This is a genomic window from Flavobacterium sp. N3904, from assembly GCF_025947305.1.
Classification (GTDB): Bacteria; Bacteroidota; Bacteroidia; order Flavobacteriales; family Flavobacteriaceae; genus Flavobacterium.
The window spans coordinates 1,930,432-1,944,520 of record NZ_CP110009.1 but is presented as its reverse complement, the minus strand read 5'-3'; the positions used below and the strand labels follow the sequence as shown (position 1 = coordinate 1,944,520).

Genomic DNA, 14,089 nt, shown 5'->3' with positions numbered 1-14,089 from the left:
AAATTTAAGAATGAAAATAATAATTTAGTTTCAATTTATAAAATGAGTTTTATATAAAACAAATTGATCAATAACATAAATAAACCTATAGTTATAGGGAACAAAACAGCTATCTTTTTTTCTTTGAAAACATATAGTAAAAATGGAATTAATACTATTTCAACGATTGATAACAACTCACTTATCCTAAAACTAACCACTGGAATGTCGGAAAAAATGACAAAGCAACTTAAAGCGATTGTATAAATTTTAACAAGGAGGATAGAGTATCTATTTCTTAATGACAATATGTCGATTTTATAAATCAAAAACAAAAGAATGCAACATCGTAAAACTTGTAAAGAATTAAATAAATTAATAACATCTCCTTCACCATTTTCTATCTGCAACTTATACATGGTATACAATTTTTGAACTTGCTCTATTGGTAGTCGCTCTATTAAAAAACCAAGCGTTAAACCGCAAAAAACCATTAGATAAGATAAAGGTACAATGCTGAAATATAAATTCCTTTTTAAAGAAAATGGATTTAAAAACCAAAGTGGCAATATAATGACAGATGAATAATGAAAACTTATCGCAATTAAAGTCAGAAAAAAAAAGTTTTTAAAATTTCGTTCATATAAAGGCTTAATACACAGAAGCAAAATTCCAGAAGCTATGCCTACACGGATTTGGGTCATCTCTTGTAATATAAAAAAATTACTTACATATAAAAGTGCAGATAATAGGTACAATTTTGAAAGCTGTTTAATAGCGACAAACTTTAAACTCACTCCAATTATCGCGTATATTACAAAAAGAAAAATGGGATTATTAAATGTATATTTTACAAATGTTACTATAATTGTAAGAGTGGGTTCAAATCTAGTTGTTTCATAATTACTGTAATAAGCTAATAGATAATTTTTGTAATCTCTATCAACATCATCGTTACGAAAACCAGCAATAAGAACAAGAAAAAAACCAATTGATAAAAAACAAATACTCTTGTTAATATTTGATTTCTGAGGAACAATCACAAAAACAGAAAGTGCTATAAATACTGTAATAATAACATACACCATATTTTAATTATCTTTTATATCCAAGAGACCGTGAATAATTCGGTCTCTATTTAACAGTACCTTCAAATTAATTTCTGAAATAACAACTACTAACTCTATTGCATTAATTCTTAAAAATCAATTCAATAAATCATTCCAATAGAATTTATACTTTTCGTTTTTTATTCTTTTTTTTATATCAAAAAAACTAGCAATGTCAAAATCATTGATAAAAGACTCCCATTCTTTAAAAGGAACAAAATAGACAATTCCACTATCTTCGAAAACATTTTTTAATTCCAATAATGGAGTAGACAAGAAAGGAATTCCTGCAGTAATATAAAAAGAGGCTTTTGTGGGATAACAAATATTATAATAAAATCGAGTTTCATCGTAAGGAATGATGCCAACGTCACATTTTGAAGTCAAATAATGGGCATGTTCTTCCTGAAATTTTCCCAAATAAAAAATATTGCTGGACAACTTATAATCTAACATCCATTCTCCCCATTCACCTATAAGTATTAAAATTTCTTTTCGATTACTAAAAATTGAAATTAAAGCTTCAATTTGTCTGCCTTTATTCAAACTTCCTGCATAAATAAACTTAGTTTCAGTACTGTTAAAACATTCATGAATCTTTCCTGAATCTGATGACTCATTTATTTCGTTTGAGCCATTGATGATCACTTTGTAATTCAATTTGAAAGTATCATATACATATTTCCCCATTTCATGTGAGGCAAATACATATTTAGCATTTTTTAAAGCATATAATTGGTCTTGAAAAATTTTATGGGTTTCTTCAACAAACAATTCTAAATCTATAGCTTGCTCATAGGGCAAATCGTTAACCTCAATAGTTACATCATTTCGGTTTACTGTATGTTGAATTAATTTAAATACGAGTACCCTTATCCAACTAAATTTCAGAATAGAAATCGGAAATAAAAAAATGAGTGTTCCTTGATGAATAAATAAGATATTATCCTTCGATAAAATCATGATTCTCAAAACATTTAGCAGCGATCCAAAACGAATAAAAAGATTAGTATTATATATGGGAACCATTATTGCTTTTTTCTTCAAAAAAGAACTTCTAAAAGCCTTGTTTCTGGAACTCCCTCCATCGCAACTGCCTTTTACTGAATGCCCAAAATAATATAATTTTTTCATAATAAATTTTAAATTTTTTATCAGTAATTAAAATTTCAACTCTTTTAAAGTTTTGCTTTATTTAGGATTCTAAAAGTAAATACAATTTTACTTTAAAGTGACTATAATTCTAAACTCCCTACAGACGCAACTTAATCGTTTTTATTTTGAACAAAAGATGTTAAATTTAAAAGTACTTATATTAGGTGATATATAATTTATCTAAATAGTAACAAATAGGAAATTAAAATTTTAAAACATTAACTTTATATTCCATTAATAATTCAAATGGAGCAACTTCCAACAATCCTTTTTGAAGTTTTTTCAAAACATCACTAATGGCTAAAATATCACAATGATCATCAATATTTTTTATTATCGAGTCAATTTCAATTTTAGTTGAAAATTGAATTTCAAAAGGTTCATAATTATCAATTTCAATTGAAGAAAAATAGTCTAAAAACTTAATATTATCCCCATGTAATTTTTCACCAGGCAAATTATACCAAAGCGAAGGAATTCCATAAGCATGGGAAACAATTATTCCATGCAAAGAACTGGAAATAGTGAATTGACATGATTTTAAATCTTTAACCACTTTTTCTATATTGTCAAGTAAATTAATAATCAGGACATCAGGATTATTTATTTGTTTTGAGGTTTGATCAAAATGAACAAAATGAGGAATGATCCCTAATTTATATTTTTTTTCTTGAATAGGATTATAAACCAAAGGCAATAGTAATGCTGGGTCTCCAATGACATCTGGCACCTGATATCCTAATTCTTTTAATCTCTGCTGCGTGCATCTTCCTCTAACTGCATAAAAATTGGCATTAGTAATAGCATCATTTTTGAACATTATTCCAGAACCCCATATATTGCAATTTGGAGAATTATACCATCCAATAATACTGCCTATAGAAATCAGCGTAGGTTTTCTCCTGTCTTTTTTTAATAAGGAAATAAGGTCTTTAATTTTGTTACTACCCCACAAAATCCTATATATGTATATCGCGACTCCTTTCAAAGTACTGCATTTAATTGGCACATAAGTAACTTTAGCTCCAGTTAATTTTTCAACTAAATAAGGACCTAAGACATCTCCGAAATTTTGTCTATCGCCTTCCATTCTGAACCAATACATGAAAATAGTATTCATTTAATTTTTTTTACTAATTGTTTAAAGAAAGATTCATTAATAAATTATTGAAAACCAAAAATATTTTAAATTAAATTCGATATTTTTATTAAACATAAACTTTAGATTTTAAATAATTTGCAAATATTTTATTTTTTCAAAATCAATTATATCTTTGATATTTCGTTGATTATATGGTATATGTAAAATTTAAATTTTGTTTTGTTTGAAAGCCAAATAATGTATTCTCATGGATTATATTTTTGAATTAGCTTTTTTTTCTGCTGAATTTCATTCTAAACTATCGTTTTAAAAATTTCTCAAAAATAGTATGACGAATCAACTCCCGCTCTCGTTTATTAATTCCAAAAATAAGAATACAGCCTACTAGGACAAATTCTACAAAAAATACCCTAACACAAACTGAAATCCATTCGTTTGATATATAAAAAAAATTATTTAATAAGATAAAAATTATCATAGCAATCAAACTAACTACTGCAATTCTACCAATGACTTCTGTAATGAACTGTTTAACAGATAAATTTAAGTATTTATTTACAAAATAAAGCCTGAACGAGAATGAAAAGATAGAAATTAAAATACTCGTATAAAAAATCAATTCTGGCTTATTGTATATCTTCAGTAACAGATACACTATTGGCAGGTTTAAAAAAACCAAACTACCTACAACAATTTGATACCATTTAATCTTTCCTGTTGCCTGGGCTCCGGTCATCAAAGGACCTGAAATACAATCTATTAATAAATTTAACAAACAAAGAGTGACAAACTGCGACGTATAATGCGGAGGGGTTTTGAGCCATACTTTTAAGACAAAATCTACATTTGTCAAGATGGGACAAACAATGATTAACATCAAAAAATATGAAAATTTTGCACTTTGAAAAATAAGGCTTTTACATAATTCGATATGGTCTTTTGCGTAATTTTTAATAATTTGAGGATTTACAGCCATTTGAAAATTCATAACAAAAACATTTACCGCCGATTGTACTTGAAGTGTTATTCCATAAGCTGCATTTAAAACTGTGCCAAAAAAAAGATTAATAATCACGTTCATCCCTTGCCCCCTTGCAACTATAGCAATGTTTCCAAATAAATTCCATCCTGAATAAGCGATTAATTTAGTATACAATTCCTTTTCAAAGTAAAATTCATATTTACTTTCCTCATAATTTATTTTACAATAAATCTTATGTGCCGTTCTTACTAAAAAGGAAACAAAAAATAACAAACCAGCATAGAGAATAAGTTTGTCAAATGCAAAAAAATAAAGTAAATAAAGAATTATCAATTTTAAAAAGACTTCGACAATGCTCATATAAGCATAAATATTCATTTTTTCTCTTGCAATAATTAATGCATCATAAGGAACTTGTACTACTCCTAATAAAAAAGTAAATACTGAAAACTGGTATACCCAATTAACTGCCACCATTCTTTCCAAAGGCAAATTTAACTTATTATTAACAAACCACAACCCGAATGTCTCAGCTAAAACAAACACTAGAATACTTATGGCTATATGAATATTTAATGTAGCATTAAACGTTTTTTTTAATTGTTCCGAATCATTTCTACCTATGTCAAAAGTCAGAAACCTTTGTGTTGCTGATGACATAGCTCCATTAAAAAAACTAAACAATGTCACAATTCCGCCTACAATCGTGTAAACACCATAATCATTTACCCCTAACGTATTTAAGACTACTCTAGAAGTATATAGCGATATACCCATTGTGAAAAACATTCTTACGTAGAGTAAAAGAGTATTTTTGACAATTCTTTTTGAATTTGAATTTGGCATTTTTTTTATAATATTTTTAAACTGATTAAGATAAAAGTTCCCTCTTTCAATTTTTATGATATTTCCAATCTTAACTGAAGATAGAATTACTTTTCACTAATTCCTTCTAAAAACATTTCACTCTTGAAATTAGAGATTAAACTACTGATAACCAGAATATTGAAATTTATTTCTCTGATAAATTTCCTACCTCTTTTACGTTTGACATTTCAAATTAATCTAACTATTCTAATAGATTGGGATGACTAAAAACTGATGTTTAATTAACTTTTAATTTCGTCTTTCATTTTAGAATTTGTTTAGTACCTATAGGCGAAGAATGCTGAAAACTTATACCAAGTTAGAGTTTCAAATTCTAAACTTAATAATATTCATTAAACCATTTGATAAATAATTGAGTCCCCATTTTCAAATCAGAATCGGGACTGTAGCCTTTTGCTTTTTGAATCAATGAAGTGTCTGCATAAGTAACCTTAACATCTCCATCTTGCATAGGTAAAAATTGTTTCAAAGCTTTTTTTCCAATACAATCTTCCATTATAGATATGAAATCCATTAATTTTACCGGTTTGGAATTTCCTACATTAAAAATATCTGCTTTAGGTTCTGTTCTGGGTAAAATGGCAATACATCTCACTATACCCTCAACTACATCATCAATATAAGTAAAATCACGTTGCATGTCACCATTATTAAAAACCTTTATTGATTCTCCTTTTGTTATGGCATTGGCAAAAAGCATAGGAGCCATATCTGGTCTTCCCCAAGGGCCATAAACTGTAAAAAAACGTAATCCTGTTGTTGGTAGGTTATATAAATGACTATAGGAAAATGCCATCAACTCGTTGCTTTTCTTTGTTGCTGCATATAAACTAACTGGATGATCTACGCGATCGTCTTCAGAAAATGGAATTTTGGAATTTGTTCCATAAACAGACGAACTAGAAGCATAAAGCAAATGCACTATTTTATTGTGACGACAACATTCTAAAATATTAACAAAGCCGACTATATTAGATTGAATGTAAGCATGGGGATTTTCTAAAGAATAACGAACCCCTGCCTGAGCTGCAAGATTAACCACATGAGTAAATTTTTCTTGATTGAATAACTCTTCTAATCGTATTAAGTCAGTAATATCAATTTTGGCAAAACTATATTTGTGATAAATACTACTTTGCATTAACTCTTTATTTTCGGTTATCAGTTTACTATCAATACCCGTTTTCATCAAACGGGAATATTTTAAATTGACGTCATAATAATCATTAATATTATCAATCCCAATAACTTCATTCCCATTTTTAAGCAAAGATTTAACCAAATGATAGCCAATAAAACCGGCAGCTCCAGTTACTAATATTTTCATTTTCTTTTAAATTTTAATTTTTATTGCTTAGAACAGAAAGTGAACAAATACTTTTAAAGCAAATTTAATTTTGATTAATAAATCTCAAAAAAAAAACACAACCAGCTTTAATTTACCAAAATTTTCCTGAAAAACAAGTATAACAAAGTCAAAATCCCCATTAAAAAACCTCCAAATAAAACACCAAATACTTTACCAATTCTATCATTTGGTAAAGGCAGAATAGGACGGTCAATTATTTGTATTAAAGGTGTTTCCTTGCGTAATGTTACTTTAGCTAATTCCGTCTGTTTAACCAATTCAGTTAATATAGCAGTATTAGCCTGTACATCAACCTGTCTGTGGGCAGATGAAGTACGTTTTATATTCAAGGCAGGATTCAACATGAACGTATTATCAGTAGCCACGGCAACACCAGTAATAGCACTATTCAACGCAGCACGAATAGAATCTGTTTGCTTTTGCAAAATAGCCATATTCATTCTAGCTTTTTTACTTTTGGTATCAATATAAAATTTTCCTACCTGCCTCGCCAAAGCTTCGCAAAAATAAAATGAAAACAATTCATCGGCAGAAGCTACATCCATACTAATAATAGAAACTTTTATATTTTTTTGGTCTACTGATAAAGATTTTTTTGATAAATTATCATAAATTACACCTAAAATACTATCGTGCACTCTAGTAAAATATTTACGCTTGGTATTGGGCAAAAACTGCAATTTTTTTAATTTAATGTCATCATCCCATTTGTCTCTCCATTCTTTATTTTGAATGTACATTTCAGCCAAAGAAATTACCTTACCTTTTACCGTTACGGGAGTCATTAAAGTTTGTTCTACCATTGTTCGAGACTTGAACAACTCAGTCAAATTGGATCCAGTAAAGATACTACCGCCACTAGCGCCAAGGTCAATGCCAAACGAGTTGGCTAATCCTAAAGCTCCCCCCAATCCCCCTCCAGAATTTTCATCTTCTATAGCAAAAGTCAAAGTAGCTGTGTAAATAGGCTTTTTGAGAAAAGAATAAGTTAATCCCAAAGCTGCTCCAAGAATTCCTGCAAATACAATAATCTTATATTGGGCCAGCAAATAAGCATACAGTTCCTTGCCTTTTTCAATAAATTCTTTTAAAGAAATCTCGTCATTGGGTGTTTGTTCTTTCATATTTCCATTATCGGTTTATCGGTTCAGATCTAAAAGTTAATCTGTATTCATTACGTAGAAATTTTACTTTTAATTCTTTATATTATATTCGATTTTATGTTATCCAAAAAATTTAAATCTTTAAAATCAAAACTATGGTTTTATGGCCGTCACCAAAAGTACTCCCATACTAACGAGTACAGACGCAATACTCACCCATTCTCCAGTACTCATCTTTGTACCTTCTGGTTTTTCGGGAACTACAATTTGAGAACCAGGCAAAACCTCTGGATTATTTCTAAAAACAAATAAAATAGTATGAGTTACTGCAGCTTTGCCATTGGGATAAATGATATAAGCTTTTTTTCTCCATCCTTTGGCATCCAAGCCACCAACGGCATCCAAATAATAATTAATACTTCTACCTTTTACATAAGGAATGTCAGAAGTCAAGAGCACATTACCAGCAACTTTAACGGTCTCATTAAAGGCAGAAACCTCAATAACATCGCCAGGCAATAACGTAACATTTGCATTGTCATTTTGATTTTTGCTTACTTTCAACCAATCTACAGGTATAATTGCATATTTCAAATCTGCTACTAATTTTTTTTGTATAGTGTCTTTTCCGCCCAAATTTAAATCCACATTTTCAATTTGCTCAATTTGAGTTTTCTGGACTGATCTTTTTATTTTTACTCCATTCAAACTTGCCACAGATGTTAATCCGCCGGCTCTTTTGATAATGTCGTAAATTTTTTCTTTTTTATTGGCTAAGACATATTTCCCAGGATAACTCACTGAACCTGTTACCTCAACCATCTTTGGTTTCTCAATAACAGCCATCCTTCTGATATTTACCACATCAAAAGGTTTTAACTGAAAATTAATAGCTTGTTCATTTGAATCGGGTGTGATTTCAATATTAAACAATTCAATCTTGTTCGGATTTGTATCGTCAATAGTTTCAGCTTTAATCATTCTCGCAATTTCAACTCGCTTGGAGGCTGAGCCTGTTAGTCCACCCGCAGCAACAATTAAATCATTCAGTGTAAAATTCTCTTGATAATCATACAAATTAGGTCTTTTGATTTCGCCCTCAATAGTCACCTTATATTCTTCCGTAAAATCTAAAATAGAATACACCGTCACTACATCCTCTTTTTTTAAAGCTAAATCGGCATTGAAATCACCCGACATTGCTTTAGACAAATCAATATTGACGTTCTCGTAAGTTAAATCAGACTTTAAACGAATGATTCGGGCTCTTTGTAGATAGGCATCCTCTTTTAATCCTTCGGCTTGACGGATCAAATCCGAAACCCGCATCCCTTCATAAAACGAATAGGTATCAGGTCTGAACACTGCTCCTTTTATAATAATTCTGTTTTCAAATCGGTCCAAGATTTTGGAAACACGATACACATCGCCATTTAATGGAACATAAGTATTGTATTGTGAAGCTTGTATATCTGCGACTTTGAACTCTTTGGAAGTTTTTTGCACAACATTTACAGAAGCTGTATAGGCAAATTCATTAAATCCGGAAGCAAAAGTCAATAAGTTAGAAAAATACTCTCCTTTTTTCATTTCAAAAATACCGGGACGTTTTACCTCTCCCTCAAGGGTAACTCGATTGGTGTAAACTGGTATACGAATAACATCATTGTCTTTCAATCCAACATTATCCGATTGATCGCCTGAAACTAAAAACCGATAAATATCGATATTCCTAAATACTTTGTTGTTTCGAATCAACTCTATATTTCTGTAACTCCCATTTTTTCCTGGTCCTCCGCCTAAAAACAGGGCGTTGTAGACTGTTGCCAACGACGAAATAGAATAATTTCCGGGTTGTCTGCTCCCTATCAGTGTCACTTTTATGGTACGAATGCGACTCAAACTTACATTAACTTGTGACTGTCCAGAACGTACAGTACTATAGATTCGGGACATAGCACCTTTTATTTTTTGAGTAGCCGCTTCAATTGTCATCCCCGATACTGAAATTTGTCCAACATATTGTATACTTACCTTTCCTTCAGCTGAAACAGGGGCACTTGCGTTAAATTCCTGTACTCCATTAACACTTATTTGAAGCTCATCACCAGGACCTAATATGTAGTTTACTGGAGTTGCCAGTTTCAGATTAGGTTCAAAATTCAAAGTGGGATTATCAAACAACTCCGATCCAAAAACAAGAGAATTTAAATTGTCCTTTACTTTATTATTTTCAATTTTTTCTTGTTGTCGAACAGCATCTTCATTCCCTCCACTATTATTGGCACTTAGTTTTCCTCCCGCCGAAGTTTCCAAACGCTTTTTCAATTTGGCGAACTCAGCAGCACTCATTCCTTTGGACAAGGCCATTCCCTCAGCTTGAACTATCGTAATATTATTACTTTGTAATTGCAATCTTATCTTGTCGATGTCAATATCCGATAAATATTCGACTCTTACCGAACTAAGATCACTTGCATTCAAAATATCTTGAGCCTTTAGAGAAGAAGATTGAAAAAGGGCTATTAAAAGGACAATTGCTGTGATTATTTTTTTCATGCTGTTTTTGAATATTTTAGTTTATGACTTGAATTAAAACTAACTTTTTTGCTTTTGCTGAAATATCGTTGAATGTTATTATATTTCTTTTAATCTGATAAATAGTTTTCAAATTAAAATCAGTTTTTTAATTTTATGATAGTGCAAATTTATTAAAACAAATTTACCGAAACTTTAGTGATTTTACTTATTTATCTTATAAAATGGGTAATGAACGGACACGGCTTCGCCGCAGTAAGTCCCATTTTGGCTCACCTTTTATTAGAATTTCGAAATAAAACTGAAATTGTTTGAACATTTTACAAACAAAATCAAAATTCAATCTCAAAAAAATATTGTTTGTTAAATGAAATAAAATTATAAAATTAGCATCATATTAATTTCATATCATTTTTATGGCATTTTATAAAAAACCAATCACTTATTTCTTTTCCACTTTAAGAATACATCCCAAAGACTCCAAAACAAGTACATAATGGTTGTGTTTTACTTCCTGCACCATGGCAGTTCGGGCAACAAACGGCCCCGATTCCAGTACAATTTTATCACCTTTTTTCCATGTTGATACCATCACTTCAAAACTATCTGGTACATTCAGCCAATCCTGAATGGCCTCAATTTCTTTATCTTTTACAATGGCAGGTTTCCCCAACCAAAACAAGTACCGTAGGGCACCGGGTATTTCAAAAATAACATTCCGTTCCTTTTCATTGATTTTAACAAAAACATAGGAGTTAAACAATGGCACTTGCACTTTCTTCTTGCGATCAGACCATTGACTGACTTTAGTAATCAAAGGACAATAGGCAATAATCCCGATTTCATTCAAACGTTCCGCAACTTTCTTTTCCCATTTGGGCTTGGTGTAAATTACGTACCAGTTCATGCTTTTATTTCTTATTAATTCCTTTATGTACGAGCAAGCTTTATATCGAATTTCAGCTCACCATTCACTTTTCACCTCCACTATCCACTATATCCTACGAATACTGCTTCTCATAATACGAAGCATACGCTCCCGAAGTCACATTATTCAACCAATCTTGGTTATTCAAATACCAATCGATAGTGATTTCGAGGCCTTGTTCGAAAGTAACAGATGGCTTCCATCCCAATTGTGTATTAATTTTAGTTGCATCAATGGCATAACGCAAATCGTGCCCTGGTCGATCTTTCACGTAAGTGATCAATTTTGCTGATTCACCTTCAGTTCGACCTAGTTTTTGATCCATAATTTGGCATAATACTTTGACCAAATCAATGTTTTTCCATTCGTTGAATCCACCAATATTATAGGTTTCATGGTTCTTCCCATCATGAAAAACCAAATCGATAGCCACAGCATGGTCTTTTACAAACAACCAATCTCTCGTATAATTTCCATCTCCGTAAACCGGCAATGGTTTTTTATTGATAATATTATTGATAAACAACGGAATCAATTTCTCCGGAAAATGAAAAGGGCCGTAATTGTTGGAACAGTTTGTGATAACGTAGGGTAATCCGTATGTTTCTCCATAAGCACGAACAAAGTGATCCGAGCTTGCTTTGGAAGCCGAATAAGGTGAATTAGGATCGTAAGCGGTTGTCTCAGTAAATAAACCCTCAGCACCTAGTGAACCATAAACCTCATCAGTACTCACGTGGTAAAAACGTTTGCCATCAAAATTCCCTACCCATTGTTTTTTGGCGGCATTCAATAAATTCATTGTACCGATTACATTGGTTTTTACAAAAGCCAAAGGATCTTCAATCGAACGATCCACATGTGACTCAGCAGCGAGATGAATCACACCGTCAAACTGTTGGTCTTGAAACAAAACGTCTATAAAATTTTCATCGGTAATATCTCCTTTTACAAAAGTATAATTCGGTTCTTTTTCGATATCCTTGATATTCTCCAAATTTCCTGCATACGTCAAAGCATCCAAATTAAATATTTGATAATCCGGATAGTTTTGCACAAACCGTCTTACGACATGTGAACCAATAAACCCCGCCCCTCCCGTAATAAGTATCTTTTTCATTTATATATTTTATATTGTCAATTTTGTTTCTTCTAACACCTTCACTATTCACTTCTCACTATTCACTTCTAGCCATTCACTTATCACTATTCACATCTACAACTTCCCATCAACCCCATCAGTCAAAACGCCCTTGACGTCATACAATATACTGCATGTTTTTCGTAACGAATGAATGTCTAAATTCAAAAATGCTGCATGGGCAACACCGAGTACTACGGCATCAAAAGTGGCCTTGGGTGCTTCATTAATAACATTCAGTCCATATTCGTGCTGTACTTCAGCAGGATTGGCCCAAGGATCAAAAATAATCACTTGAATGCCATAATCTTCAAATGCTTTAATCACATCTACGATTTTGGTGTTGCGAACATCAGGACAGTTTTCTTTGAAAGTAATTCCCAACATTAACAAACGTGCACCATTGATAGTCACTCCTTTTTTTATCATTAGCTTCACTACTTGCGAAGCCACATAATCACCCATACTGTCATTCAAACGGCGTCCGGCCAATATTATTTCAGGGTGGTAACCTTTTTCTTGTGCTTTTTGTGCCAAATAATAAGGATCAACTCCTATGCAATGCCCACCAACCAGACCTGGTTTGAAGGGTAAAAAATTCCATTTGGTACCCGCCGCCTTAAGCACAGCGGCAGTATCAATGTCTAAAAGATTAAAGATTTTGGCCAATTCATTGACAAAAGCAATATTGATATCCCGCTGGGAATTTTCAATTACCTTGGCAGCTTCAGCCACTTTTATCGAAGGGGCAAGATGCGTCCCTGCCAGTATAACCGATTGGTACAATTCATTTACCTTTTGTCCAATTTCAGGTGTGGAACCTGAAGTTATTTTTAATATTTTCTCAACCGTATGCTCTTTGTCACCTGGATTGATTCTTTCTGGAGAATAGCCTGCAAAGAAGTCGACATTGAATTGCAATCCCGAAACTCTTTCCAGAACAGGTACACATTCTTCTTCGGTAACACCCGGATAAACAGTAGATTCGTAAATAACGATGTCTCCCTTTTTCAGAACTGAACCAACGGTTTCGCTGGATTTAAACAATGGTGTCAAATCGGGACGATTATTTTTGTCTACTGGAGTGGGAACGGTAACAATAAAATAAGTACAAGCGGCTATATCGGCTATTTTTGAGGTACAATATAATCCTTTTCCAGTATTTGCTTTTTGAACCAATACTTTTTGCAAAGTTTCATTATCAACCTCAAGAGTATTGTCTGTACCTGATTGTAATGCTTCAACTCTTGATGTATTAATATCAAAACCAACAACTGAAAATTGGGTAGCAAACAATCGAGCCAAAGGCAAACCAACATAACCCAAACCTATTACTGCAATTTTGATGTCTTTATTCAATTTCTTAAACTATTGTTGGTTTTAAAAGTACTATCCATAAAAAACAGAGTCAGTGTTTTCATAAATGAGCACAAATTTTCTCTGAATTAAGCCCACAAAGGTACAAAAAATAAGAATCGAATCGAATCAAAAAAAGCCATACCGAAAGCAAAATAAATGTTTTTTAAAATTACAATGGTAAACTACTCATAGTCAATAAAATATTTTTTAATAATTGCAAATTACAGCAAAAAATCATTGTTTTTAGTGATACCGACAAAAGATGAAATTTTATTTTTTTGTAAGTTTTTATAACGTAATTCTATAGATATGCACAATAACAATGTACAAATAATTGCAAATACAATTCAACAAATAGGAGTGTTTTGCAATTTCATTACCATAATTGGATTGGAACCAATTCAATCTTGTTGTCCGATTTAAATAATCCCAAATA

10 protein-coding genes are annotated in these 14,089 nt (G+C 31.5%); all 10 read right to left on the bottom strand.

Annotation, left to right across the window (positions count from 1 at the left end; all coding sequences use genetic code 11):
• Positions 1-35 precede the first annotated feature (35 nt).
• A complete protein-coding gene (locus OLM57_RS08060) occupies positions 36-1,067 on the bottom strand; it encodes an EpsG family protein (protein WP_264566688.1) in 1,032 nt (343 codons plus the stop codon).
• 117 nt (positions 1,068-1,184) lie between these two features.
• Positions 1,185-2,222: a hypothetical protein gene (locus OLM57_RS08055; RefSeq protein WP_264566687.1), complete on the bottom strand. Its 1,038-nt coding sequence runs from the start codon at positions 2,220-2,222 to the stop codon at positions 1,185-1,187.
• 223 nt (positions 2,223-2,445) lie between these two features.
• Positions 2,446-3,363 carry a polysaccharide pyruvyl transferase family protein gene (locus tag OLM57_RS08050; protein ID WP_264566686.1) on the bottom strand — a complete coding sequence of 306 codons (918 nt, stop codon included), beginning with the start codon at positions 3,361-3,363 and terminating at the stop codon, positions 2,446-2,448.
• Between the two features lie 280 nt (positions 3,364-3,643).
• Positions 3,644-5,173 (bottom strand): lipopolysaccharide biosynthesis protein, encoded by a 1,530-nt coding sequence (locus OLM57_RS08045; RefSeq protein ID WP_264566685.1) that lies wholly within the window; start codon positions 5,171-5,173, stop codon positions 3,644-3,646.
• A 361-nt stretch (positions 5,174-5,534) separates the two neighbouring features.
• Positions 5,535-6,542: an NAD-dependent epimerase/dehydratase family protein gene (locus OLM57_RS08040; protein ID WP_264566684.1), complete on the bottom strand. Its 1,008-nt coding sequence runs from the start codon at positions 6,540-6,542 to the stop codon at positions 5,535-5,537.
• Positions 6,543-6,649: 107 nt separating this feature from the next.
• A complete protein-coding gene (locus tag OLM57_RS08035; protein ID WP_264566683.1) occupies positions 6,650-7,708 on the bottom strand; it encodes a Wzz/FepE/Etk N-terminal domain-containing protein in 1,059 nt (352 codons plus the stop codon).
• A gap of 132 nt (positions 7,709-7,840) precedes the next feature.
• A complete protein-coding gene (locus OLM57_RS08030; protein WP_264566682.1) occupies positions 7,841-10,246 on the bottom strand; it encodes an SLBB domain-containing protein in 2,406 nt (801 codons plus the stop codon).
• 421 nt (positions 10,247-10,667) lie between these two features.
• Positions 10,668-11,132 (bottom strand): UpxY family transcription antiterminator, encoded by a 465-nt coding sequence (locus tag OLM57_RS08025; protein ID WP_264566681.1) that lies wholly within the window; start codon positions 11,130-11,132, stop codon positions 10,668-10,670.
• 94 nt (positions 11,133-11,226) lie between these two features.
• Positions 11,227-12,273, bottom strand: a complete 1,047-nt coding sequence (gene rfbB, locus OLM57_RS08020) for a dTDP-glucose 4,6-dehydratase (protein WP_264566680.1) — start codon at positions 12,271-12,273, stop codon at positions 11,227-11,229.
• Positions 12,274-12,369: 96 nt separating this feature from the next.
• Positions 12,370-13,653 carry a nucleotide sugar dehydrogenase gene (locus OLM57_RS08015; protein WP_264566679.1) on the bottom strand — a complete coding sequence of 428 codons (1,284 nt, stop codon included), beginning with the start codon at positions 13,651-13,653 and terminating at the stop codon, positions 12,370-12,372.
• Positions 13,654-14,089: the final 436 nt, after the last annotated feature.

Excerpts from the sequence above, each read along its gene's own strand:
- OLM57_RS08060 (WP_264566688.1), bottom strand. The coding sequence starts at position 1,067 with ATGGTGTATGTTATTATTACAGTATTTATAGCACTTTCTGTTTTTGTG.
- OLM57_RS08055 (WP_264566687.1), bottom strand. The coding sequence starts at position 2,222 with ATGAAAAAATTATATTATTTTGGGCATTCAGTAAAAGGCAGTTGCGAT.
- OLM57_RS08050 (WP_264566686.1), bottom strand. The coding sequence starts at position 3,363 with ATGAATACTATTTTCATGTATTGGTTCAGAATGGAAGGCGATAGACAA.
- OLM57_RS08045 (WP_264566685.1), bottom strand. The coding sequence starts at position 5,173 with ATGCCAAATTCAAATTCAAAAAGAATTGTCAAAAATACTCTTTTACTC.
- OLM57_RS08040 (WP_264566684.1), bottom strand. The coding sequence starts at position 6,542 with ATGAAAATATTAGTAACTGGAGCTGCCGGTTTTATTGGCTATCATTTG.
- OLM57_RS08035 (WP_264566683.1), bottom strand. The coding sequence starts at position 7,708 with ATGAAAGAACAAACACCCAATGACGAGATTTCTTTAAAAGAATTTATT.
- OLM57_RS08030 (WP_264566682.1), bottom strand. The coding sequence starts at position 10,246 with ATGAAAAAAATAATCACAGCAATTGTCCTTTTAATAGCCCTTTTTCAA.
- OLM57_RS08025 (WP_264566681.1), bottom strand. The coding sequence starts at position 11,132 with ATGAACTGGTACGTAATTTACACCAAGCCCAAATGGGAAAAGAAAGTT.
- rfbB (WP_264566680.1), bottom strand. The coding sequence starts at position 12,273 with ATGAAAAAGATACTTATTACGGGAGGGGCGGGGTTTATTGGTTCACAT.